Raw genomic sequence first — 23,529 nt, forward strand, 5'->3', positions numbered from 1 at the left:
CGCTCTTGTCCTCCTCTTTATTTATTAAGGGTTTTACGTTAAGTTGACACCAATGGTCCTGAGTGAACCATCCCACAAGAAGGGCAGTATGCAACCCAAATAACTAATGACTAATGATTAATGACTAATGACTAATGAATCAACCACCAGCTACAGCCGGGACAATACTCACTTCATCACCATCTTTGAGGGGTGTCTCTATCCCGTCTAAAAAGCGGATATCTTCGCTATTCACATAGAAATTTAAAAAGCGTCGCGCCTGTCCTTTCTCGTCACATAACCGGGCTTTGATTCCAGGGCAGTTTTGCTCTAAAGAATCGAACAGTTCAGAAACATTACTACCACTACAGGTCAGGGTAGCTTGGTTATTTGTAAATTTTTGCAGCGCGGTGGGAACTAAAACTTTAACAGCCATAGAAGTAGAAAATTATGAGTAAAAGGGGAGAGTTAAGAGTACAGTTAGGAGTTGAAAGTTAGGAAGAAAACTCTTAACTCACAACTTCTAACTATACGAGGACTTGTTGCCATTCCAAGCGGTCAAGTGTACGAGAGCGCTCTAAGGCACGTTCAAAGCTATCTAGTTTAGCATCAATTGTCAAAGGTTCGCCGACGTAGCCTTGTACTGCTTCTTGGGTTTTTAAACCATTACCAGTGATGTAAACCACTGTGGTTTCATCTGGGTCAATCTTGCCGGCTTCGACTAATTTTTTCAGCACAGCAATGGTTGTACCACCTGCTGTTTCTGTGAAAATACCTTCGGTTTCGGCTAGTAGCTTGATGCCGTCAATAATTTCGGCATCATTGACTGATTCAATATTACCGCCAGTTTTCTTCGCTAGCTCAACAGCATAAATACCGTCGGCGGGATTGCCAATGGCTAATGATTTAGCAATTGTATTAGGTTTCACTGGTTTAATAAAGTCGCGCCCTTCTTTAAATGCTTGGGCGATGGGTGAACAACCTTCGGGTTGAGCGCCACTGAAACGGACATCTTTAGCTTCCACCAAACCGACTTCCACAAATTCTTGGAAACCTTTATAAATCTTGGTGAATAGGGAACCAGAAGCTAGAGGTGCAACTACATGATCTGGTAGTTCCCAACCAAGTTGTTCTGCAACTTCAAAGCCTAAAGTCTTGGAACCTTCAGAATAATATGGACGTAAATTAATATTGACAAAACCCCAGCCGTGTGTATTAGCCACTTCCGAGCAGAGACGATTTACCTGATCGTAGTTGCCCTTGACTGCCATCAGTGTAGGACTGTAGATTAAGCTACCCAGAATTTTACCTGCTTCTAAATCTGCGGGGATGAATACACAACAATCTAAACCGGCATGAGCTGCGATCGCAGCTGTAGAATTAGCCAAGTTACCAGTGCTAGCACAGGAAACGGTGGTGAAACCCAATTCACGCGCTCGGCTGAGAGCCACTGATACCACCCGATCCTTAAAGCTCAGGGTGGGCATATTTACTGCATCATTTTTAATATAAAGCTTATTTAAACCCAGGCGACGAGCCAGGCGGTGGGAACGGACGAGGGGAGTCATCCCTGTTCCCACATCAATTACATTGTCAGTTGCAACGGGTAGAAAGGGACGGTAGCGCCAAATTGAATTGGGACCGGCGGCAATTTTTTCACGAGTAATCGTCAGACGTAACTCACTGAAGTCATACTTAACTTCCAGTGGACCAAAGCATAACTCACAGACATGACTGGCTTTAAGTTCGTATTCCGCACCACATTCTTTACACTTTAAAGCTTTTAAAGTCGAAGTTGTTGATTGGGTATCTTTGGTGATTGCCTGAGTCATAAATGAAGCCTTCCCTGTTTTGTCGCTCAACTGTCGCCTGATACTAACACGAGTTAAAATACCCGTCAAACATACCCGACTATTTTTGTCGGGTATAGCTGTGTAATTCATCTCACATTCAGGTTTAACAAGGACTCAATCCCTTAGACAGAGCGCTAAATCAGGCATCACACACCACTAGTCAGAGGAGACACAACTTCTAAATTCTTAGGATTGACTTGAGGACATGAAAAGCCTTGAATCCTTAAGAGTCGGGACTGATTCGGTGGGTCTCACCCTTGCTAACTCAAGGCATTTGACAGGAGCGATCGCTATGACAATGACAGGATTGGATATTTTTGATACCACAATTCAGACAACTATTCCTTGGGTAAATGACTTGTGTAATAAGCTGGGATGGGAAAGTAAGCACCAAGTCTTTCAGGCACTACGTGCTACATTACACGCTTTGCGCGATCGCCTAACGGTAGCAGAAGCCGCACATTTAGGAGCGCAGTTACCCATTCTATTGGGGGGATTTTATTACGAAAACTGGCGACCTGGCGCAACTCCCACCAAAGAAAGGAATAAAGAAGTATTTTTACAGCATATTCGTGATTACTTCCGCAACACAGACCCGGAAATTGATGCGGAACGAGTTGTGCGTGCGGTATTTCAGCTATTGGCTGAACGCATTACCAGAGGTGAAATTGATGATGTGATCAATATGTTACCGCCGGCTTTGCGAGAACTCTGGCCGGAAGAAGTCAGAGCGTAATGTAGAGGTAAATAGACCACGCAGTATGGGCGCAAGGCCTTGCGCCCCTAAGAATTAGCCCCCACTCACAGGGGGAATTAGCACGACTTCATCACCATCTTGCAGTAGGCTATCTGGTTCGACAAATATTAAATTAATGCCAAAACGGGTAATATCACGCCATTGGCTGAGTTCTGGGTGTTCGGCAATCAGGCGATCGCACACTGCCCTAACTGCTGTACTGTTTGGAAATTCCAGTTTCAGTTCTGAAGCACCACAGGCTTCTTGATAAGCTGCAAATAACTTGACGGTTATCGTAATTGTAGACTGGGACATAAAAAATAATTCAAAATACGCTCTTCGCTTGAACTCGCAGACAATCTAGACGCTATTTTGTGTGGTTTAGTTACTGGTTTGCTGAATTTGCAGTTATTGGTAAAAGTGAAGGAACCGCCCAAGAGTAAAGAACAGGTAATTAATAAACGTTGAAACATTCAATCCATGATGATTGCAAGATAGCAATCCACGAATATCACAGTGACTGTAATATTACTCTATCAAGGGAATTGCATTTTTAAATAAACTGTAGGGTGTGTTGTCGCGCAGCGCAACGCACCGTTAAGAATCCCAGAGACAAAGTGCGTTAGCCTACTGCATAACACACCCTACTAAAATAATGATTTTTTTCATCAATAAAATCGCATTTTCAACACCGGATTCGACTAATGGGAATACACATTGGTGTGCCAGCAACGGGGTCTGTAACAATCTGGGAATTTAGCCCAAATACTTCCTGCACAGTAGTTTTATTCATTACTTCTTCTGGCGTACCACAAGTATAAACCCTACCCTGCTTTACCGCTACCAAATAATCTGCATAACGACAAGCTTGATTTAAATCATGCAACACCATCACTAAAGTTCTACCATGATTTTGGTTTAATTCCCATAGCAAATCTAAAACTTCAATTTGATGTGCTAAGTCTAAAAAAGTTGTAGGTTCGTCTAGTAGTAATATATCAGTATTCTGAGCCAATGCCATCGCAATCCAAGCCCGTTGTCGCTGTCCACCAGAAAGAGTATCTAACTCCCGTTCAGCGAATTCTTTCATTCTAGTGGTTTCTAAAGCTACCTCTACAAAACGTTCATCTTCCTTCGTCCACTGCTGCATCCAATTTTGATAAGGAAATCGCCCACAAGCCACTAAATCCCTGACTGTTAAACCTTCTGGTGCGACTGGCCCCTGAGCTAGAATTCCTAATTTTTTAGCAACATCTTTTGTTGATAACTTAAATAAATCTGCCGCATCTAAATAAACTGTGCCTCCATGCGGTTTTAATAACCTGGCTAACCCCCGCAAAAGTGTAGATTTACCGCAACCATTCGCACCAACCAAGGCAGTAATTTTTCCTTGGGGGATATTCAAGTCTAAATTTTTGACTATCGTTACACCATCATAACCTAAAGTTATGTTGTTAGCTGATAATTGAGGAGAAATCTGAGTATCTAATTTCATTTTTTTCTACTTTTTACTAATAGATAAATAAAGTAAGGCGCGCCAATTACCGCAGTCACAATTCCACAGGGAAGTTCCACGGGGGCGAACACTATTCTGCCTAACAAATCCGCGACAACTACAAGCATGGCTCCACATACTGCGGATACGGGAATTAACCCCTGATGATTACTACCAACTAGCTGACGGGCAATGTGAGGCGCAATTAATCCGACAAAACCAATAGTTCCAGCCGTGGCGACTGCTGCACCAGAAAGTGCGGCACTAATTAATATTAAAAAACTGCGTTGTGACTCGACTTGACTACCTAAACCTGTTGCTAATTCATCGCCTAAAGCTAAAGCGTTTAATTGTGGGGCGCTGGCTAAAGCTAAGGGGATAAATACTATCAACCAAGGTAATAAAGCTACTAGCTGTTCCCAACTGCGGCCATAAACACTGCCAGCTAGCCAAACTAAAGCTTGACTAACATTATAAATCTCGCCAAATGTCACTAATAGGCTAGTGAAAGCACCTGTTACCGCAGAAATTCCTACACCAATTAAAATCAAGCGAATGGGATGAGTACCACTATCCCAAGCGAGTAGGTAAATGATTATAGAAGTCGTTAAAGCCCCAATAAAGGCGGCTATAGGCAAACTTCCCGCAGGTAAGTTGGGAAACAGCACAATTAAGGCCACAGCCGCTAAACCAGCACCTGCATTAATTCCAATAATACCTGGAGCGGCTAAAGGATTTCTGGTGATACCTTGCATAATTGTGCCAGAAGTTGCTAAGGCCATGCCCACAAGTCCAGCAGTTAAAGTTCGTGGTAATCTGAGGGTTTTAATCACAAAAGCATATTCGGGATTACCTGTATCTATGCCTAAAACTGTTTGAATTACCGCTAGGGGTGGTGTGGGATATTCGCCAATGGAAGTGCTAATTACCATTGTTACTAAAGTAATAATTACTAAAATTAGTAAAACAATGGGAACACGTTTCTGGAGGCGGAAAGAAATGGGAAATGTTTTAGAACGGAAAATTAAGCTATTATTCCTCATTTTTTGATTTTATTTTTGGCTAAATAAATGAAGAAGGGCGCACCGACTAAGGCGGTCATAATTCCTACGGGGATTTCTTGGGGTCGAATTACCAATCTGGCAAAAATATCGGAACTTAATAGGAGAATTGAGCCGAAAAGGGCGCTATAAGGTAAAATCCATCGGTAATCTACCCCAACGAAGAAGCGAACTATATGGGGAACAATTAAACCAATAAATCCAATCCCACCAGCAACTGCGACTGCACTACCTTGTAAGAGAAAAACACTAATGGCGGCGGAAATTTTTATCCATAGAGTTTTTTGACCTAATCCTTGGGCGATATCTTCTCCTAAACTGAGTATTGTGATTTGTCTTCCCAGGAGGAATGCCAAGATTAAGCCAATAGAAATGTAAGGCAATACTTGAGCAATGAGACTGCTATCTGCACCGGCTAGGGAACCTGCTAACCAAAAGCGAATTTCTTCTAATGTGCGTTGACTGACGATTAAAATGGTAGTAATCAGTGATGCAAGTAAGGCGCTAATAGCTGCACCAGCCATAGTTAAATTGAGAGGTGTGATTCCACTGCGACCCAGGGAAGCTAAGAAATAAACGCTGATAGCGGTAATTCCCGCACCTGCGAAGGCATACCAAATATAAACACTGGGTGCAGATGTGCCAAAGATAAAGATGGCGATGACAACGGCGAAGGATGCACCGGCGTTAATTCCCAATATGCCTGGGTCGGCTAAGGGGTTGCGGGTTATACCTTGCATGAGTGCGCCAGATACGGAAATTGCTGCACCTACCATGACAGCGAGGAGCGATCGCGGTAGTCTGACTGTACGAATAATTAAATGGTCTTTTGAGCCATCAAAGTCTATCAAGGCTGTATAAACTGTTTGCCAGGAGATATCTGCTGCGCCGAGAGTGACGCTGAAAATTAGGCATATTAGGAGAATTAGTAGTCCTAGAACTAAACCCGCAACGGGTAAAGTGAGGGACTGCAAAAATCCTCTGTTTAAAGAGGACATTGATTTATTCATTACCTATGTGATATTTCTTCTCAATAGAGTTTAAACTGGTTGATAATTTATATCAAGTATATATAAAATTAAATAACACAAATTCTTATCTATTTAAATAGATATAGCGGTGATTCAGTTAAGTGAGATACAAGAACCCCACCCCCAACCCCCTCCCCGCAGGCGAGGAGGGGGCTATGATATACTTCATTCAAGTGCATACCGCTATAAGTGGAATTAATCAATTAAAAGCAGAGATTTAAATTGATTTAAATGCAACCACTAAAGCAGTTAGGAGATTGTTAATTGCTTGAAGTTCTTGAATTTAATTCTCACTCCCAAATGCTGTATTTCTTTCCAGGTAAGCATTTGGGAGATATTTTCAGAAAAATCTGACTCTTTGTCAATAAAGCTGCTCTAATTTCTCGAAGTCTCGCTGTACTTCTATTGACAGAGCTTTATTATTAGGGTCTGTCTTCAGGGCTTTTTTGAGATAAATTCTGGCTTTCAACAGTTGATTTTCCGAAATTAAAGCCCGTCCCCAGATTTGATAAGCGATCGCCTGCCATTGTCGCACTTCTGTGTCTGTGGGTAAACGTGCGGCCAAAGCTTCCACCAAGGCGATCGCTTGGGGAAATCTTCTCTCTTTTAAAAACCGTTGTAGTTGCTCATAAGTCTTCCACTTCAGCCTCTGTTCTATTTCCGCCAGATTGGGTGGCTTTGGTGTTGTCGGTGGCTTTGGTGTGGGCGGTTTTTCGGCTGTAACTGTGGTGGTTGTTGGTGCTTTTTTTGGGCGTGTGGGCTGAGTAGCATTACGCCCAGAAATTGAAACATTACTTGACTGTGGGGCGATATCCTCAAAAGGGACTACCGTTAAAAGGACTTTGTAAGCCTCTGTCAAAGCAATAAACTTGTCTTTAGCTCTGATGTCATGAGGGTTAATATCGGGATGGTATTGCTGCGCTAACCGTCTGTAAGACGATTTGATGTCAGCAAAAGAGGCTCCTGACCTTAGACCCAATAAACGGTAGCAATCTCCAAGATCCATCTTGAACTATCAGCTATTTGCTTCCAGCCGTAAACTATTAACTATAAAGAATAATAATATAGTTTATGGTTTATATTTGACTGTTTTTGTGGAATTTTACCTGGGGCTATCAGGCTGTTTCACGGATATCACCCATTTTCTGGTCTGGTGAGTCATGCGAAGCGACCCGGTTGATGGGACAATGAAAACGAGAAATCATACTGGACTGATTTCGTTTCCAGCCCAAAGGAATCTTGAGAAATGTGGAAAAAAATTGTATTTACTTTGCTCTTGGTGTTGAGCATCAGTCTAAATAATCCTGGTGTAGCTGCTGCGGCTGGATTCAACAGCTTTGTAGACTCTTATGATGGCTATGAGTTTTTATACCCTAACGGCTGGGTACAAGTTAAAGTTGCCGATGGCCCTGATGTAGTGTTTCACGATTTGATTGAAATGTCGGAAAATGTCTCTGTGGTCATTAGCCCGGTTCCCGACAACAAAAGTTTGACAGAATTGGGGACACCCACAGAAGTAGGCTATAAGCTAGGAAAAGCGGCTCTTGCTCCTCCTGATTCTGGTCGTTCGGCGGAATTGATCAATGCTTTTGAGAGAGAATCAAAGGGGAAAACATACTATATCTTAGAGTATGAAGTGAAATTGCCTAATCGGGAAGACCGACACAATGTGACTAGTGTTGCTGTCAGCCGTGGTAAGTTGTATACTTTCAACGCTTCAATTCCCGAAAGACGTTGGTCGAGAATTCAAAGCTTGATGGACTATGTTGTAAGTTCTTTTTCGGTGTATTAATAAGAATCGGGGGAATCTAGGGAAATTTCTAAATTCTTCCCTAATGCCTAATTGAAAATTGCCATTTTTAGCAAAAATGAAAACACCTCAATTTGTACTTGCTTCAGCTTCACCGGCGCGCCACCGCTTGCTGCAAACTGTTGGGATTACGCCGATAGTTCAGCCTAGTGATTTTGATGAGTCGCAAATTCAACTCGATGAACCTGCACAGTTAGTACAAATTTTGGCACAACGCAAGGCGGAAACTGTGGTTCCCCAGTTTGAATCAGCTTTGATTATGGGTTGTGATTCGGTGTTGGGTGTGAATGGTGAAATTTATGGTAAGCCAGCCGATGCTTCCGAAGCGATCGCTCGTTGGCAATTAATGCAAGGTAAGTTTGGTGACTTGTATACTGGTCATGTGTTGATTGACCTTAGCCAAAACCGGACTTTAGTTAAGTGTCAGGTAACAAGAGTATACTTTGCCAAAATGAGCGATCGCACTATTCAAGCTTATGTTGCTACAGGCGAACCCCTCAAGTGTGCTGGTGCTTTCGCCCTTGAGGGTTTTGGTAGTTTATTTGTGGAGAAAATCGAAGGTTGTCACAGCAATGTCATTGGACTGAGTTTACCCCTGCTGCGACAGATGCTAGAAGATTTGGAATATGATGTGACTGATTTCTGGCAATAGCGAATTTTGCGTCAACCAGTAGGTGTTTAAAAAGCAAGTTGGATTTTAACGTCGCAAATGCTGACACTGTATGGTTTTGACCCTATAATTTTGATATTGAGGTTGACGCAAAGGTATGAAACTATTGCTGTAGTTGCTTTTGAGGATATTTGCTCAAGTGTTAGTATTGACACCTTCGTGCCTGAAAGGTTATTGTTGTTTTAGATTGACGCAACCGCACCTTGAAAACTACATATTTAAAGGCTTTCAGACCTGGGCAGTTAAAATCACCCATAATCCCTATCAGGGATTGAAACAAAGTTGCCATTAAGGACACCTCGAAAGTCTCCTAGGTTAAAATCACCCATAATCCCTATCAGGGATTGAAACGACATGATCAAAAGTCGATACAAGGAATTTATTTTTGTTAAAATCACCCATAATCCCTATCAGGGATTGAAACGCCGAGTGAAATTAAGAATTTTATTCGCGGCGGTTTTGGGTTAAAATCACCCATAATCCCTATCAGGGATTGAAACGAACATTTAACTCGCGCTGGGGTGGAGGTGCGTTAAAATCACCCATAATCCCTATCAGGGATTGAAACAAAAAGCAACTCATCGGACGATAAAGACAACAAGGTTAAAATCACCCATAATCCCTATCAGGGATTGAAACAAGTAAGACATCTCTATTACACAAGCCTATTACGTTAAAATCACCCATAATCCCTATCAGGGATTGAAACATTTCTTGTGGTATCGGATTTTGCTGTGCATCATCGTTAAAATCACCCATAATCCCTATCAGGGATTGAAACGTTATGGAGTACCAAGGCTTACAGACTATATTAGTGTTAAAATCACCCATAATCCCTATCAGGGATTGAAACGCTTGGATTGCTCGCTGATTTGAGCCTCCAATTCCGTTAAAATCACCCATAATCCCTATCAGGGATTGAAACTGAGTAGCGCGATCGCACTTCGCGATCGCTAAAGTTAAAATCACCCATAATCCCTATCAGGGATTGAAACGAGTTTTCCCCTGTGCGGTCGGTGGCAGGCTCCAGTTAAAATCACCCATAATCCCTATCAGGGATTGAAACAACACTGACATCATAATAGTTATTCGGCATTATGTTAAAATCACCCATAATCCCTATCAGGGATTGAAACAAAAAAGTTGAATGGGTTAGGCTGAGAAACTGTTTTAGTTAAAATCACCCATAATCCCTATCAGGGATTGAAACCTCTGTATCCCGTGTAGCCCTGAAAGACGCTGCGTTAAAATCACCCATAATCCCTATCAGGGATTGAAACTACCGCATCCAGAGGAACGAGGCAAAAACGTATGTTAAAATCACCCATAATCCCTATCAGGGATTGAAACAACCCAATCGTTTCTCTACGCGTGTTCACTGGCGTTAAAATCACCCATAATCCCTATCAGGGATTGAAACCTGGTTTGAGTCTGTCTTTAATGCGATAAATAGGTTAAAATCACCCATAATCCCTATCAGGGATTGAAACAAAGCCAATATTAAAGGTGTGATAACTGGTGATAGAGTTAAAATCACCCATAATCCCTATTAGGGATTGAAACTAATATAGATATAATGGGAAGTTAAGGAAATAAGCCATCGCCAAAGAAGTATACCAGCCAAAACCATTACAGGTATAGCTTGGGGTTCAATTTTGAATTTTGACTGATCAAAGGTACTCAAAATGAGCGATAACAAATTGCTACAAAGGATTAAGTTTGACAGAAATATTTTGGCTGGTAAACCAATTATTCGGGGATTAAGAATACCAGTAGCAATGATTTTAGAACTACTAGCTAAAGGTGCTAGTAATCAAGAAATTATGGAAGATTACCCAGAATTAGAACCAGAAGATATCCAAGCAGCCTTATTTTACGCTTATTATCTGGTTTCTCAAGAAGAGGTTGTAGACAGAGCAACTGCATCCTAAGGCATATATGAAATTTTTAATAGATGTCAATGCTAGTCGCACTTTGGGTAATTGGTTACAAAAATTAGGTCATGATGTAGTTTTTGTAAGTGACACCAACCCCGAAATGATAGACGAGCATATTTTAGAATGGGCAGTTGCGGAAAAAAGAGTTATTGTCACTACAGATAATGATTTTGAACAGATGATTTGGCAGCAAAGAAAGCGTCATTGTGGAGTTTTACGTTTAGAAAATTTACCTCGTGAAGCTAGGAATGAGTTATTAATAGATACTTTAAACTTATATAGTGAAGATTTACTTAATGGCAGAATTGTAATTGCTATGAAAAATAAGTTTCGGATTCGTCAGGCTAATTTTGAATAGGTTGATTTGAGATTATTTCAAGTTTACAGCACTTCCTTCTGCTATGAGGTACACATAGCGGGCAAGATGCCCGCACCACAAGAGTTTTATCATTAATATCTGTACCTCATAACACCGGGAACTGCTGTATTTACCCAAAAGTTGGAGAGACGCGATAAATCGCCGTCTCTACAGAAAATATATCCGTCAATTATTTTTTGACAAAATACTACCCACCACTGACCTCTTGCGGTCTTCTTTGCGCCTTTGCGCCTTTGCGCGAGAAAAAAATATTTTCTTATATTACCGCCAAAACAGAAGTGACACAGCAGCAGGTAGACTGACTACTAGATAGCATTTGCAAGAAAAAGATGTCAAACACTCCTACCACCTCGCTGAGAGAACAACAACATCCCTTAATTCATCAACTAGCTGATACCATTGAAGCAGTTTGGCATGAACACTTAGAACTATCTCCTTACCACTTACCGGCTGAACTAGGGTATGTAGAAGGAAGACTAGAAGGCGAGAAACTGGTTATAGAAAATCGCTGCTATCAAACACCCCAATTCCGCAAAATGCACTTAGAACTAGCGAAAGTGGGGAATATGTTGGATATATTGCATTGTGTGATGTTTCCTCGTCCAGAATATGACATACCCATGTTTGGCTGTGACTTAGTTGGAGGTAGAGGTCAAATTAGTGCTGCGATCGCAGACCTATCTCCTGTAGACTTAAATCGCACCTTACCAGAATCATACAACACCGAACTCAGCGCACTCAAACAGATAAAATTCTCCCAACCCCGTGATTTACCCGAATGGGGTCATATATTCTCAGAATTCTGCCTGTTTGTGCGTCCAGGTTCCCCAGAAGAAGAGACAATGTTTCTTTCCCGTGTCAAAGAAATGTTAGATATTCATTGTACCCAAGCGATCGCCTCCAGTCCAGTTTCCCCAGAAAAAGCCCTACAAATTCTAGCTGGACAACGTAACTATTGTACTCAACAGCAACAAAACGACAAAACCCGGCGGGTATTAGAAAAAGCCTTTGGTGAAGATTGGGCAGAAAATTACATGACCACAGTATTATTTGATCTCCCAGAATAAAAAGTGCTTGCTTCATAAATTAATACTGATTAATCTCCCCCCACTCCCCTCATCTCCCCCATCTGTAGGTTCTGTTACGTTTTCCTGTAACTGATGAATGTAGAATTTATTTATTCAATGAGAGTTTAATGGAGTTAGACAACAGCAGCAAGTTCTTGGAGAAGATATTTCCAATATAAATGACTGCAAAAAAACTTACTAATTGGTTCACCAAAAAGTTAAGGAAACTGTAATGTTAGGAATACTTTCTTTGACATATATTTGTAGTAGGTCGCTAACTAATACCATTTTTGAATGATAGCTGGCGTGAAATAGCCATAAATGCACCTAATTAGCCTGAATAGGCAGGCTTAGTTTGTGAGTCTGTGACACTGGTTTTATGGGCAAATAAAGCGCATCTATCGACATTTTACTGAGGCTCACACCTAATTACTCACATCCAATTGGTATGACTAAATACTCACTTGTGCCGCAGAAAAGTTTTTTTGAGCTTGTTGATATAATCTCTAAAAACTTAGCAGAAGTGATTTAAGTTTGAAAAAACACTTGTGAGATTCTTCTCGCAAATAAACGTCCGTGCGATTATATTTACTAAGTTTATACCAGGCTGCAATCAGAAAACCACTGTTGTTTGTTTTTATTGTTATCAGCGTGCAAATTACTGAAAATTGTTTGATATCAAGTTCGGTTAATTATTGACGATTACCACAATTTAGTACCCCACCCCAGCCCCTTCGATGCAAGCGAGAAGGGCAGACAAAGTATAGAGGTTTAATAAGTAATCAAACGAACATGATCTGACCCAATCTAACGCCAATTAAAAAAAAGAGTGCAATGGATACAAACCAAGAAACTGAGATCAACTCTAATGCCTCTTAATTCCTAATTACGAATTACGAATTACGAATTACGAATTCCCTTTTTTATTTTCATAAGCACAATTCAACAAACGGGCAACAACCATGTCAAGGGTGACTGAGAAGCAAGGCTCAAAAGAGCTGCTACTTGATCCGGAACAACCTAAGATTTGGTGGGGTATCGCTGTAGCCCTACCAATTGTCATCGCTGCTGGTTTACTCACTACTGCTAAAGTTGAGCAGCTAAAAAAAATAGGCCTACCTGTACCCGTAAAACCACTGGCCAATAGCATTAGTTCTGTGGGGCGTTTGGAACCAAAAGGGGAAGTTTTGAGACTTTCGGCTCCCGCAGCTGGATTGCAGTCTTCATCACGAATTCAGCAGCTTTTCGTGCGCGAAGGTGAGCGAGTGAGAAAAGGTCAAGTATTGGCGATTTTAGACAACCATGATACCCAAATAGCAGCCCTAGAGGAAGCAAAAGCCAGACTGCAAGAAGCACGGGCTAATTTAGCTCAAGTCAGAGTCGCTTCACCTAGAGATATTCAAGCACAAACCGCAGTCATTGCTCGCTTACAAGCCCAGTTAAACGGAGAAAGGGATGCTCAACAAGCGGCAATTGCGCGGATAGCTGCCCAGCTAAGTGGAGAAAAAGTTGCTCAACAAGCAGGTGTTGAACGCTTAGAGGCTGAACTCAGAGGACAACAAGAAAACTTAAGAGCAACTGTTGCTCGCATCCAAGCCGAACAGCGTGATGCTCAAGTTGATGCTGGACGGTATGATTATTTATACGGTGAAGGTGCTATTTCCCAGCAAGAACGGGATACCAGAAGACTCAGAGCGCAAACTGCTAATCAGCAAGTTCGAGAAACCCAAGCTAGCCTACGAAAGGCGCAGGAGACTTTACGAAAACAATTAGCCGAGGCTAGAGCTACTCAGGTACAAACTATTGCCACTTTGCAACAACAGCTAGTTGAAGCTAGAGTGACTCGTGATCAAACTATCAGGACTTTGCAAAGTCAGATTAACGAAGAACAAGCCAGATTGAGCCGAATTCAAGACTTTCGTCCGACTGATATTCAGAGGGGACAAGCTCAAGTTAGTAATGCGATCGCTAATGTAAAACGAGCCGAAGCCGAACTAAAATTAAGCTACGTTCAATCGCCAATTGCGGGAGAAATCTTAGCAGTTCACACCAAATCAGGAGAATCTATCGGTGCAAGTGGCATTGCTGAGATTGGCGAAACCAATCAAATGACCGTTGTTGCTGAAGTTCCTGAAGATACTATTTCTCAAGTACGTATAGGTCAAACCGCTACTGTCACGAGCGAAAATGGAGCCTTTACTGGGGAATTAACAGGAACCGTCACTGAAATTGGTAGAAAAATTGGCAAGAAAGATGTCTTGAGTACAGATCCCGTAGCAGATGTAGACGCTAGAGTTGTGGAAGTCAAAATTACCTTAACTCCAGAAGATAGTCAGAAAGTGTCTGGTTTCACCAATGCTAAGGTACTTGCTCAAATCAATAAAGAATCAAATCCTAATCCTAATTCTAATTCTGATTCTGATTCTGATTCTGATTCTAATTCTGATTCTGATTCTGATTGAACATTAATACCAATAGTCAAAAAGCATTTGACTAGAACCAAACTTTAGATTTTGGATGAAATATTTCCATCCAAAATTTAAACTTTAATAGCTTGTTCAATTACGAATTACATTAGCGTAGCTCTACCAAAGGGAGCATTACGAATTACGAACTACGAATTACGAACTACAAATTACATATAATGGCTCGTAAAATACCCCTGTCTTGGCTACAACTGACGAGAGATAAAAGTCGCCTAGCCGTTGCTTTGGCAGGAATTGCCTTTGCTGATATTCTCATGTTTATGCAAATTGGTTTTCGGGATGCACTCTATTATAGTAACGTGCGGTTACATGGTAGCTTAAAAGGCGACATCGTTTTAATTAATCAACAATCTAATGCATTGCTAGCAATGCAAACCTTTTCTCAACGAAGGTTGTATAAAGCTTTAGAATTAGAAGCGGTAGAATCGGTACATCCCATATATTTGGACTATACAACCTGGAGAAATCCCGTCACGGGTCGTCCTCGGAGTATTTTAATCTTTGGGATGAATCCAGAGACTAATCTATTTGATTTACCAGGTATGCAGGAGAACTTAGAGAAGTTAAAACTACCTGACGTGGTTTTATTTGACAGTTCTTCTAGAGAAGAATATGGTCCAATTGCTTCTGAGGTAGAGAAAGGAAATACTTTGACAGCAGAAGTCCAAAGAAGACGAGTTAAAGTAGATGGACTCTTTACTTTAGGTGCATCTTTTGGCGCTGATGGTAATTTAATTACCAGTGATGTGAATTTTTTGAGAATATTCGCCAATCGTCAACGAGGATTAATCGATATTGGTTTAATTAGATTAAAACCAGGACAAAATTCTACTGTTGTTGCTCAACAATTGCGGAATTACTTACCTAAAGATGTCAATGTTTTAACAAAACAAGAATTTATTGATTTTGAGCGTAATTACTGGGCTAGCAGTACGGCGATTGGATTTATCTTCACTTTAGGGACAATTATGGGTTTTATTGTCGGGACTGTAATTGTGTATCAAATCCTTTATACTGAAGTTTCCGATCACTTGTCAGAGTATGCGACATTGAAGGCAATAGGTTATACACAAAATTATTTGTTAACTGTTATACTTCAAGAAGCGTTACTATTAGCTTGCTTAGGATATATTCCAGGATGGATTGTGGCTATGTTCATGTACTCCAGTGCTAGAGATGCTACACTACTACCAATTTACATGAGTTATGAAAGAGCCATCACTGTGTTAATCTTAACTATAATTATGTGTTTTGTTTCCGGTGCGATCGCTGTACGTAAATTACGTTCTGCCGACCCAGCAGATATCTTTTAACAGCTATCAGTTATCAATTGCAAATTGAATCTAAAATGTTAATATTTATCTAGCACTCTGATTTATAATTTGTAAGTGATAGATATTAATTATTTACAGGATACACGCTTCCGTCTCGGAAAAAATCACACCTAAATACCTACTTGAATATGAGACAAGAACCTGTAATTGCCATAAAAAATCTCAACCATTACTATGGTAAAGGCGCACTTAAAAAACAGATTTTATTTGACATTAACTTAGAGGTTTATCCAGGGGAAATTGTCATTATGACTGGTCCATCAGGTTCAGGTAAAACAACGTTACTGAGCTTGATTGGTGGATTACGGTCTGTACAAGAAGGGAGCTTAAAATTTTTAGGTGTAGAAATGTTTGGCGCTAGTCAAAATAGACTAGTACAAATTCGGCGTAACATTGGTTATATTTTTCAAGCGCACAATTTGTTAGGTTTTTTAAGTGCCACACAAAATGTGCAAATGGCGGTGGAATTAAATAATAATGTCACTACCAGTCAAGCCATTTCTAAGTCACAAGCCATGCTGGGGGCGGTTGGTTTAAAGGATAAAGTAACTTTTTATCCAGACAGCCTTTCTGGTGGACAAAAACAAAGAATCGCGATCGCCCGCGCCCTAGTCAATAGTCCTCCATTAGTATTAGCAGATGAACCTACGGCAGCTTTGGACAAACAATCAGGACGGGATGTCGTGGAAATTATGCAAGGTCTAGCTAAAGAGCAAGGAACTTCCATCTTGCTAGTGACTCACGATAACCGGATTTTGGACATAGCGGATCGCATCGTCGAAATGGAAGATGGTCTTTTAACCCGTGATTCCCCAGGTGCAGTAACTGGTGAAAAACCATAATTTCTATCTAACTCATAACTCATATCATGTTTATACTCAGCACGGGCTAAACGCCCCGCTACCGCTAACAGCACACTTATCTTGCAGGATCGGGTCTTTTCATTTCTGAAGGCTTCTCCTGTAAAGGCATATTTGGTTGACGACTGGTGCGGAAAGTGACATTCACGCCTTCACTAGATTGTTCTAAAACCAGTAGAGGTGTAGGTTTAGCCTTTTGATCCCAATGCATACGGGCAATTCGTCCTTGAATTGTCGGTTGCCAAGTATCATCACCTTCAACGGGGCTAAGATAAGTTTCCACACAGTCAATAATTTGGCTAATCGTGGCAGAAGTCGCTTGTGTTGGTAACTTAATTAACCGAATTTGAATGCGAAACAGCACTCTTTTAGCCACGTTGGCACCAGTACCAGTCTCATATTCCACATCAAACATTTCATCTACCTGCCGTCCAGTGCTACTCGCAATGCCGACGATTCCTTGCTGGGCTTGATTGGGACGCAGTGATTGAGATATTTTCTCTTTGACCTGAATTTTAATTTGATTCAAGATTGCAAAGTGAAACACCTTTTCTGACATCCGCATTCGCAGATAGTCTAAGTTAAAATCCCGTGAATTCACTAAGTCGGGATTAGTTTCCATTTTGCGAATAGTTTCCAGCGCTAGTTTAAACTTCTTTTCTAGTTCTCGCGCCCGAAATTTTTCAAACCTAATTTTCTTCTCTAACTTCTGTAGCTGAATTTTGCCGTAGACGATTAAAGCCACCACCGATAAAGACAGTCCAGCAGAGGTCATCACTAAGAATTGTGGTAGTTGAGATTGAGTGCCTAGAACCTGCTGAGAGATGGTTGCTGTCTTGGTGATCGGAGATTGGGCAATAAAGATGGAATTTCTCATGATTGGTCACTATAAAGAAGAAATGCTTGACTTATTTTGTTAGGATGCCCAAATCCTGAATCCTATTTAGCTGTATGATAATTATTTTTTACAACTAATCGGAAATTCTATATGCACAGTCGGCCAAATTTCCTTGGGGGACATCCTCTAACTCTAAAACAACTCTCCGAGGATTCATTCAGGAATATTTGTCTAATTGCTACAGATATGGATGGGACACTGACTACAAGAGGCAAGTTTTCGGCTGCATTGCTCAAAGCTTTAGAAGATTTAGCGGCTGTGGGCATTAAAGTATTAATTGTCACTGGACGTTCGGCTGGGTGGATGAGTGGATTAAGTAATTTGTTGCCTATTGTGGGTGCGATCGCTGAAAATGGTGGTTTGTTCTATCCATCTGGGCATGATCAACCAGTCAGTTTAACGGCGATCCCTGACTTAGAAGCCCATCGCCGGAGTCTAAGTGTAGCTTTTAAAGAATTAAAAACTAAATTTCCTCAAATTCAAGAATCAGCCGACAATCGTTTTCGGATAACAGATTGGACATTTGATGTTGCAGATTTGAGTCCAGAGGAATTAGGAATACTGAGTAATCTTTGTCAGAAAATGGATTGGGGATTTACTTATAGTAATGTGCAGTGTCACATTAAACCCCCAGGACAAGATAAGGCTGTCGGATTATTACAAGTGTTACGAGAATACTTACCTGAATTTTCATCAGAACAAGTTATGACCGTTGGTGATAGTCCCAATGATGAAAGTTTATTTAACCAAGATCATTTTTCTGTTTCTGTAGGTGTAGCAAATGTACTGAAATATGTAAATCAGTTGCAACATCAACCTACTTATATGACTACTGTTGCTGAAGGGGAAGGTTTTTGTGAGTTATGCAGTTATATTTTGCCCAGCCGGGAAATACAGCACAAAATTTAAGAATTCTCATTTCAGGGTCTGCCTAAAAGTGAGGTTAATAAATATTTAACCAATGAATAGTTGCCATAGAGGAGGAATTAAGGGTAGTGTTATGTATAAGTGTTAATTTAGCTCTATTTTGGGTAACTCTATATCCAATAGTATCGTCAATGACAAATAGGTAATCTCATATCTTGCAGCTAATGATTAGAATTGCGGCTACCCAAACAAAACCTGCCCACCCAGGTGATAAAACCTTTGATTTTGCTCTCATAGTCAGTACCTGCCGACTGTGTTTGCTTAACCAAGAAAGTGCGTTGAGGCAGTCGGGTTTTTGGGGTTTCCCCCCGGAAGAACTACCGTAAAGCCTATGGCTACGCCACGCAAGAAGCTATGCATTGGGAAGCATTACCAAAAGGTTTTGGATATCTCCCCTCTAAGCAACTGGCTTACGGTTTCTAGTTATTTGAGCTTTGTGCCAGATGTGAGTAATGCCTGAATCGTTAGACGTGATCTTTGATGTTGATGATTCTTACAATCTAATCTAATTCTATATCAAAAATTATTTATGTCAGTCCAAGAAAGTAGTTTTGGGGAGAAAGCACATTTAATTATTGGTAATAGTAACCAAGAACATTCTGACTTGCAACCAAGTTCTAGTTCTGTAGGGAAGTTGGCTCGGAAAAAAGGCACTATTTCCAGATTTCTGGCTCCCTTGACTCAGGATACTTTTAAACAAGTTGTCACAGAAGTTGAGCATAAATTACAGATTGTTCATCAAACCCTATCAATGTTAGATAGTCAAGGGTTTGAAACTATTCTCCAAGAAATGTTGCATTCCATTACCCTAAAAACAGGGGAACTATTAGGAGCAGACAGAACAACGATATTTTTATTAGATGAAGATAAACAGGAATTGTGGTCAATTTTAGCTGAGGGGGAAGAAAAAGCTTCCTTAGAAATTCGGATTCCAGCAGATAAAGGTATTGCTGGCGAAGTTGCTACTTTTAAAAAAGTCATAAATATTCCTTTTGATTTGTATGAAGATCCGCGTTCAGTTTTTGCGAAAGAACAAGACAAAAGAACTGGCTATCGTACCTATACAATGCTCGCTTTGCCACTATTGAATGATGAAGGACAATTAGTGGCAGTGGTGCAATTATTGAATAAATTAAAATTATCAAATCAGGCAGATGATCCGATTTCAGAACGTATTGATAGAGCCGGATTTAGCCAGGCTGACGAACAATTGTTTCAAGAGTTTGCTCCTTCGATCCGATTGATTTTAGAGTCGTCGCGCTCGTTTTATATGGCGACTCAAAAACAGAGGGCGTTAGCAGCGTTGATGAAGGCGATTAAGTCTCTGAGTCAAAGTAGCCTGGACTTAGAAGATACTCTGAGACGGGTGATGCAAGAGGCCAAGGAACTAATGAATGCTGATCGCAGTACTCTATGGCTTCTCGATCGCGATCGCCATGATTTATGGACTAGAATTACCCATGATGATGGCTCTACTAGAGAGTTGCGAGTCCCTGTAGGTAAAGGATTTACTGGCATCGTAGCGGCATCTGGACAAAAGCTGAATATACCTTTTGACTTGTATGAGCATCCAGATTCAGGTACGGCCAAACAAATGGATCAGCAGAATGGTTATCGTACCTGTAGTTTATTGTGTATGCCCATATTCAATGCTGATCAAGAATTAATTGGGGTGACACAATTAGTTAATAAAAAGAAATCAGGAGATTTTCCCGCATATAATCCGGCTACATGGCCAAAAGCGCCGGAATGCTTCCAAGCTAGTTTCAACCGCAACGATGAAGAGTTTATGGAAGCTTTTAATATTCAAGCGGGAGTTGCACTACAAAATGCTCAGTTGTTTGCCATAGTCAAGCAACAAGAACAAATGCAACGGGATATTTTGCGTAGTCTTTCTGATGGCGTAATTTCCACCGATAAGTCCGGTGCAATTATTGCAGCCAATAAAAGCGCCAGAGAAATATTAGGATTAGAACCAGAATACCGTTTAGAAGGTAAATTAATTACGGAAGCGATCGCGATTAAAGAAGGTGACTTTAGTAGGTGGTATAGAGACGCTTTACAAACCAATAATTTAAAGCTGCGCCAGCAATATTACCCTGACCGGACACTCATGAGTGATGGTCTAGAAAAGCACAGTATTAATTTGTCAATTAACACAATTGCTGATGCTAGCGACCAAAAGCAAGTCCGGGGGGCGCTGGTGGTGATGGAAGATATCAGCGATGAAAAACGCCTGAAAAGTACCATGTACCGCTATATGACTCAGGAATTAGCGGAAGAATTACTGAAATTGGATGATGCTAAACTAGGAGGCGATCGCAAAGAAGTTTCCATTTTATTTTCTGATATTCGCGGTTACACCACTTTAACTGAAAGTTTGGAAGCTGAAGAAGTGGTAAGTATGCTCAACGAATATTTTGAGTCAATGGTAGAGGCAGTTTTTAAACATAAAGGCACTCTAGATAAATATATCGGGGATGCCATCATGGCTGTTTTTGGTTCCCCTCTAGCTTTGGCAGATCACGCCTGGATGGCCGTGCAAACATCGCTAGAAATGCGCCATCGCTTGCTGGATTTTAATCAACGTCGCTTCGCTGATAGTAAGCAAGAAATTAAAATCGGCATTGGGATCAATTCTGATACTGTCATTAGTGGCAATATTGGCTCTAGTAAACGAATGGAATTTACGGCAATTGGAGATGGGGTTAATCTTGGTTCCCGACTAGAAAGCATTACTAAACAGTACGGTTGCGATATTATTATCAGTGATAGTACTTATAAACCTTGCCAAGACAAAATTTGGGTGAGAGAATTAGACCGCATTCGTGTCAAAGGTAGAAATGAGCCAGTAGGTATTTACGAATTGGTAGGTTTGCGTTCCGATCCCATTAGTAGTGAAAAATCAGAAATAATTGAACATTATCAGAAAGGACGCAAATATTACCTCAAGCAGCAGTTTGACTCTGCCAGAAAAGAGTTTGCCGAAGTTTTAAAATTTGACAAGGATGATCTAGGTGCTACATTGCATCTCAACCGTTGTAACCACTGGTCGCAATTCCCGCCCACAGAGTTGGAATGGTCGCAGGGAGTCTGGACTTTTGAAGAGAAATAATTAAGCCACGGAAGACGCGATTTCTCGCGTCTCTACAACTGTTACATAAATTAAATATTTGCAAATAAATTTAATATTATTTAAAAAAACATTAAAAAGATAAAATTCATTACTTTTTGAAGTCATGAATATGTTTGTAAAAGATAATTTATATGTGTTGTGAGAACGACTCTTTCAGTTAGACTCTAAAAATAAAACGCAAGCAATTATTTTTCTTATGAATACTACTTCTACAGTTGAATTCAAGCGGCCTAATTGGCAAACAGCTATCATGTTTGCCTTGGGCTTTTGGTTGAGTGCTAGCCTAGTTTTAGACTGGGTAATTATGCCTAGCCTTTATCTTTCTGGCATGATGAGTCAAACAGATTTTACTACAGCAGGCTATGTGATTTTTTGGAATTTTAATCGCATGGAATTGTTATCTGCGGCTGTAGTCTTGACTGGCGTACTGGCTGTCAGCAAAACCAAATCTAGCTGGAATCCTCAAGTTATTATTTTTGCAGTCATGCTGCTGACTATTACTCTACTGGATACCTTTTTCCTGACTCCGCAAATGTGCGCTGTTGGAACTCATCTGAATTTATTCACCACCACTTCTGCAATTCCAACCCAGATGAATTTACTACACAGTGGTTATTTTGTATTAGAAGCAGTCAAACTATTGGCAGGCGGAACACTTTTAAGCTGGTGCTGGCGAGAACAAGTTTAGCTAGAATATGCTTAAGCTTCAATTGCATCCAAAAACACAAAGAGGCTAAGTATATTTGAGCTTTTTTGTGTTTTTTAAATTATTCAGAATCGGGTGACGCTTCATTGTTAAAAAATAGCAACCGTGCAGCCAGGATAGCAAACCCTACAGCCGCGATCGCCTTTAATAAACGCGTAGGTAATAATTCCGCCACAGCACCCCCGGCTAATGATCCCAAAAGACTAGTTAGCAACAATGCGCCAGCAGTACCGAAAAATACAGCTTTCCGAGATTGAGAACCTCCTGAAAGTGCGATCGCTGCTAATTGGCTTTTGTCACCTAATTCTGACAGAAAAACTGTAATAAAGCTGAGTCCTAAAAGATGCCAGTCCATATTTTTGGGAGAATGGGGTGAGTGTGAGTTTGTTAATTACGAATTACGAACTACGAATTATGAATTACATCCCAAAACAGCATCAGGGAAATAAACAGTAACATCATCCCTGCTGATTTTTCTACAGTTTTGGGACTGAGGCGATTAGCCATCCAACCACCTAAAAGCACACCTAACAAGCTGGTGGTAATCAGCGCCGCACCAGATCCGAGAAACACTACCCACGGTGCATGAGATTCTGCACTCATCAATAATGTGGATAGCTGAGTTTTATCGCCAATTTCTGCAAGAAATATTGTAATGAAAGTGGTAGCGAAAATTGCTAGTACTGATTCCTGCTTCTTTTGACTATCAGTAACTACAGGCTGAAGTGGCTCAATGATTGCAGTCGTTAAGTTCGATTCGTTACAGTCTTTTATTTCTAGTTGGTGTTCAGTCTCAGATGTGACAGAAAAAGTTACAGGTACAGAGTCAAGATTCACAGGCGGTAGCTCTAGTTGCTAGATGGCTTTCATATTTGTCTCATTTTCTCAGATTGTGGTCATAAATTGCAACCCCATTGCCCAAAATGCCGCCCTGATTGCGGAACGGGTGGGGACACCCATCCCACAAGAAAATTTGGTGTTTTTTTTGGAAGTCGCTAAGGGAACACCAAAAAATAAATTACCCAAAAATTGTAGGGTGGGTATAGCCCAAGGGGTATGGCTACGCTAAAGCGCAGCGTAACCCACCTTAAATTCAAGGATCATGGTGGGTTACGGACTACCGTCCTAACCCACCCTACAAATTGGGGATTTTTTTATTTGGAA

At 40.8% G+C, this 23,529-nt stretch carries 23 protein-coding genes and 1 CRISPR repeat array; of the genes, 13 read left to right on the forward strand and 10 right to left on the reverse strand.

The genetic code is table 11. The features are described from left to right. Positions 1–139: 139 nt before the first annotated feature. Positions 140–415 carry a MoaD/ThiS family protein gene (locus tag ACM0OW_RS20990; protein ID WP_089093423.1) on the reverse strand — a complete coding sequence of 92 codons (276 nt, stop codon included), beginning with the start codon at positions 413–415 and terminating at the stop codon, positions 140–142. A gap of 91 nt (positions 416–506) precedes the next feature. Beyond that, positions 507–1,811 carry a threonine synthase gene (thrC, locus tag ACM0OW_RS20995; RefSeq protein WP_089093424.1) on the reverse strand — a complete coding sequence of 435 codons (1,305 nt, stop codon included), beginning with the start codon at positions 1,809–1,811 and terminating at the stop codon, positions 507–509. A gap of 313 nt (positions 1,812–2,124) precedes the next feature. Between thrC and ACM0OW_RS21000 the strand changes: the two genes are divergently transcribed. After that, entirely contained in the window at positions 2,125–2,568 is a 444-nt protein-coding gene (locus tag ACM0OW_RS21000; protein WP_414552130.1) for a DUF2267 domain-containing protein, read from the forward strand. A 54-nt stretch (positions 2,569–2,622) separates the two neighbouring features. On the opposite strand, the gene ACM0OW_RS21005 is transcribed toward ACM0OW_RS21000, so the two are convergent. From ACM0OW_RS21005 to ACM0OW_RS21025, 5 genes are all read right to left on the reverse strand, one after another. Further along, entirely contained in the window at positions 2,623–2,883 is a 261-nt protein-coding gene (locus ACM0OW_RS21005) for a MoaD/ThiS family protein (protein WP_414552077.1), read from the reverse strand. A gap of 370 nt (positions 2,884–3,253) precedes the next feature. After that, positions 3,254–4,063 carry an ABC transporter ATP-binding protein gene (locus ACM0OW_RS21010; RefSeq protein WP_414552078.1) on the reverse strand — a complete coding sequence of 270 codons (810 nt, stop codon included), beginning with the start codon at positions 4,061–4,063 and terminating at the stop codon, positions 3,254–3,256. Continuing rightward, positions 4,060–5,106, reverse strand: a complete 1,047-nt coding sequence (locus ACM0OW_RS21015; protein ID WP_414552079.1) for a FecCD family ABC transporter permease — start codon at positions 5,104–5,106, stop codon at positions 4,060–4,062. The genes ACM0OW_RS21010 and ACM0OW_RS21015 overlap by 4 nt, the downstream gene beginning before the upstream one ends. Then, complete coding sequence (locus tag ACM0OW_RS21020; RefSeq protein WP_414552080.1) at positions 5,103–6,134, reverse strand: FecCD family ABC transporter permease; 1,032 nt, start codon at positions 6,132–6,134, stop codon at positions 5,103–5,105. Before ACM0OW_RS21020 ends, ACM0OW_RS21015 begins: the two co-directional genes overlap by 4 nt. 382 nt (positions 6,135–6,516) lie before the next feature. Continuing rightward, positions 6,517–7,161: a DnaJ domain-containing protein gene (locus ACM0OW_RS21025; RefSeq protein ID WP_414552081.1), complete on the reverse strand. Its 645-nt coding sequence runs from the start codon at positions 7,159–7,161 to the stop codon at positions 6,517–6,519. A 240-nt stretch (positions 7,162–7,401) separates the two neighbouring features. Between ACM0OW_RS21025 and psbP the strand changes: the two genes are divergently transcribed. From psbP to ACM0OW_RS21065, 8 genes are all read left to right on the forward strand, one after another. Continuing rightward, entirely contained in the window at positions 7,402–7,947 is a 546-nt protein-coding gene (gene psbP, locus ACM0OW_RS21030; protein ID WP_414552082.1) for a photosystem II reaction center PsbP, read from the forward strand. A 76-nt stretch (positions 7,948–8,023) separates the two neighbouring features. Then, the gene (locus tag ACM0OW_RS21035) at positions 8,024–8,617 is read left to right on the forward strand and encodes a Maf family protein (RefSeq protein WP_414552083.1); all 594 of its coding nucleotides are present in this window, start codon (positions 8,024–8,026) and stop codon (positions 8,615–8,617) included. A gap of 259 nt (positions 8,618–8,876) precedes the next feature. After that, positions 8,877–10,198: direct repeats of the CRISPR family, unit length 37 nt; unit sequence GTTAAAATCACCCATAATCCCTATCAGGGATTGAAAC. A 122-nt stretch (positions 10,199–10,320) separates the two neighbouring features. Further along, complete coding sequence (locus ACM0OW_RS21040) at positions 10,321–10,566, forward strand: DUF433 domain-containing protein (RefSeq protein WP_414552084.1); 246 nt, start codon at positions 10,321–10,323, stop codon at positions 10,564–10,566. Positions 10,567–10,573: 7 nt separating this feature from the next. Beyond that, positions 10,574–10,930 carry a DUF5615 family PIN-like protein gene (locus ACM0OW_RS21045; protein ID WP_323211381.1) on the forward strand — a complete coding sequence of 119 codons (357 nt, stop codon included), beginning with the start codon at positions 10,574–10,576 and terminating at the stop codon, positions 10,928–10,930. Positions 10,931–11,280: 350 nt separating this feature from the next. Continuing rightward, a complete protein-coding gene (locus ACM0OW_RS21050; RefSeq protein ID WP_414552085.1) occupies positions 11,281–12,018 on the forward strand; it encodes a phycocyanobilin:ferredoxin oxidoreductase in 738 nt (245 codons plus the stop codon). Between the two features lie 962 nt (positions 12,019–12,980). Further along, on the forward strand, positions 12,981–14,480 hold the full coding sequence (locus ACM0OW_RS21055; protein ID WP_414552086.1) for an HlyD family efflux transporter periplasmic adaptor subunit: 1,500 nt from the start codon (positions 12,981–12,983) through the stop codon (positions 14,478–14,480). Between the two features lie 182 nt (positions 14,481–14,662). Continuing rightward, on the forward strand, positions 14,663–15,817 hold the full coding sequence (gene devC / locus ACM0OW_RS21060; RefSeq protein WP_414552087.1) for an ABC transporter permease DevC: 1,155 nt from the start codon (positions 14,663–14,665) through the stop codon (positions 15,815–15,817). 149 nt (positions 15,818–15,966) lie between these two features. Continuing rightward, positions 15,967–16,680 (forward strand): DevA family ABC transporter ATP-binding protein, encoded by a 714-nt coding sequence (locus ACM0OW_RS21065; RefSeq protein WP_414552088.1) that lies wholly within the window; start codon positions 15,967–15,969, stop codon positions 16,678–16,680. A gap of 76 nt (positions 16,681–16,756) precedes the next feature. Here the strand turns inward: ACM0OW_RS21065 and ACM0OW_RS21070 are convergent, their stop codons facing one another. Next, positions 16,757–17,575 (reverse strand): hypothetical protein, encoded by an 819-nt coding sequence (locus tag ACM0OW_RS21070; RefSeq protein ID WP_414552089.1) that lies wholly within the window; start codon positions 17,573–17,575, stop codon positions 16,757–16,759. A 111-nt stretch (positions 17,576–17,686) separates the two neighbouring features. On the opposite strand from ACM0OW_RS21070, the gene ACM0OW_RS21075 reads away from it, so the two are divergent. The 3 genes from ACM0OW_RS21075 (at position 17,687) to ACM0OW_RS21085 (ending at position 22,347) form a co-directional block, all read left to right on the forward strand. After that, positions 17,687–18,505, forward strand: coding sequence for an HAD-IIB family hydrolase (locus ACM0OW_RS21075; RefSeq protein WP_414552090.1), 819 nt, complete (start codon positions 17,687–17,689; stop codon positions 18,503–18,505). 547 nt (positions 18,506–19,052) lie between these two features. Next, complete coding sequence (locus ACM0OW_RS21080; protein WP_414552091.1) at positions 19,053–21,638, forward strand: GAF domain-containing protein; 2,586 nt, start codon at positions 19,053–19,055, stop codon at positions 21,636–21,638. A gap of 217 nt (positions 21,639–21,855) precedes the next feature. Then, positions 21,856–22,347, forward strand: coding sequence for a hypothetical protein (locus tag ACM0OW_RS21085; protein WP_414552092.1), 492 nt, complete (start codon positions 21,856–21,858; stop codon positions 22,345–22,347). A gap of 79 nt (positions 22,348–22,426) precedes the next feature. On the opposite strand, the gene ACM0OW_RS21090 is transcribed toward ACM0OW_RS21085, so the two are convergent. Together ACM0OW_RS21090 and ACM0OW_RS21095 are read right to left on the reverse strand one after the other, a co-directional pair. After that, positions 22,427–22,720 (reverse strand): TMEM165/GDT1 family protein, encoded by a 294-nt coding sequence (locus tag ACM0OW_RS21090; RefSeq protein WP_414552093.1) that lies wholly within the window; start codon positions 22,718–22,720, stop codon positions 22,427–22,429. Positions 22,721–22,770: 50 nt separating this feature from the next. Then, the gene (locus ACM0OW_RS21095; RefSeq protein ID WP_414552094.1) at positions 22,771–23,202 is read right to left on the reverse strand and encodes a TMEM165/GDT1 family protein; all 432 of its coding nucleotides are present in this window, start codon (positions 23,200–23,202) and stop codon (positions 22,771–22,773) included. A gap of 55 nt (positions 23,203–23,257) precedes the next feature. On the opposite strand from ACM0OW_RS21095, the gene ACM0OW_RS21100 reads away from it, so the two are divergent. Then, the gene (locus tag ACM0OW_RS21100; protein WP_414552095.1) at positions 23,258–23,434 is read left to right on the forward strand and encodes a hypothetical protein; all 177 of its coding nucleotides are present in this window, start codon (positions 23,258–23,260) and stop codon (positions 23,432–23,434) included. Positions 23,435–23,529 lie beyond the last annotated feature (95 nt).

The organism is Anabaena sp. CCY 0017 (assembly GCF_963920885.1).
Taxonomy (GTDB): domain Bacteria; phylum Cyanobacteriota; class Cyanobacteriia; order Cyanobacteriales; family Nostocaceae; genus Nodularia.

Coding starts and splice junctions, on each gene's coding strand:
- ACM0OW_RS20990 (WP_089093423.1), bottom strand. CDS start 415: ATGGCTGTTAAAGTTTTAGTTCCCACCGCGCTGCAAAAATTTACAAAT.
- ACM0OW_RS21035 (WP_414552083.1), top strand. CDS start 8,024: ATGAAAACACCTCAATTTGTACTTGCTTCAGCTTCACCGGCGCGCCAC.
- ACM0OW_RS21015 (WP_414552079.1), bottom strand. CDS start 5,106: ATGAGGAATAATAGCTTAATTTTCCGTTCTAAAACATTTCCCATTTCT.
- thrC (WP_089093424.1), bottom strand. CDS start 1,811: ATGACTCAGGCAATCACCAAAGATACCCAATCAACAACTTCGACTTTA.
- ACM0OW_RS21075 (WP_414552090.1), top strand. CDS start 17,687: ATGCACAGTCGGCCAAATTTCCTTGGGGGACATCCTCTAACTCTAAAA.
- ACM0OW_RS21005 (WP_414552077.1), bottom strand. CDS start 2,883: ATGTCCCAGTCTACAATTACGATAACCGTCAAGTTATTTGCAGCTTAT.
- ACM0OW_RS21010 (WP_414552078.1), bottom strand. CDS start 4,063: ATGAAATTAGATACTCAGATTTCTCCTCAATTATCAGCTAACAACATA.
- ACM0OW_RS21065 (WP_414552088.1), top strand. CDS start 15,967: ATGAGACAAGAACCTGTAATTGCCATAAAAAATCTCAACCATTACTAT.
- ACM0OW_RS21090 (WP_414552093.1), bottom strand. CDS start 22,720: ATGGACTGGCATCTTTTAGGACTCAGCTTTATTACAGTTTTTCTGTCA.
- ACM0OW_RS21040 (WP_414552084.1), top strand. CDS start 10,321: ATGAGCGATAACAAATTGCTACAAAGGATTAAGTTTGACAGAAATATT.
- ACM0OW_RS21025 (WP_414552081.1), bottom strand. CDS start 7,161: ATGGATCTTGGAGATTGCTACCGTTTATTGGGTCTAAGGTCAGGAGCC.
- ACM0OW_RS21045 (WP_323211381.1), top strand. CDS start 10,574: ATGAAATTTTTAATAGATGTCAATGCTAGTCGCACTTTGGGTAATTGG.
- ACM0OW_RS21020 (WP_414552080.1), bottom strand. CDS start 6,134: ATGAATAAATCAATGTCCTCTTTAAACAGAGGATTTTTGCAGTCCCTC.
- ACM0OW_RS21000 (WP_414552130.1), top strand. CDS start 2,125: ATGACAATGACAGGATTGGATATTTTTGATACCACAATTCAGACAACT.
- devC (WP_414552087.1), top strand. CDS start 14,663: ATGGCTCGTAAAATACCCCTGTCTTGGCTACAACTGACGAGAGATAAA.
- ACM0OW_RS21050 (WP_414552085.1), top strand. CDS start 11,281: ATGTCAAACACTCCTACCACCTCGCTGAGAGAACAACAACATCCCTTA.
- psbP (WP_414552082.1), top strand. CDS start 7,402: ATGTGGAAAAAAATTGTATTTACTTTGCTCTTGGTGTTGAGCATCAGT.
- ACM0OW_RS21080 (WP_414552091.1), top strand. CDS start 19,053: ATGTCAGTCCAAGAAAGTAGTTTTGGGGAGAAAGCACATTTAATTATT.
- ACM0OW_RS21070 (WP_414552089.1), bottom strand. CDS start 17,575: ATGAGAAATTCCATCTTTATTGCCCAATCTCCGATCACCAAGACAGCA.
- ACM0OW_RS21055 (WP_414552086.1), top strand. CDS start 12,981: ATGTCAAGGGTGACTGAGAAGCAAGGCTCAAAAGAGCTGCTACTTGAT.
- ACM0OW_RS21085 (WP_414552092.1), top strand. CDS start 21,856: ATGAATACTACTTCTACAGTTGAATTCAAGCGGCCTAATTGGCAAACA.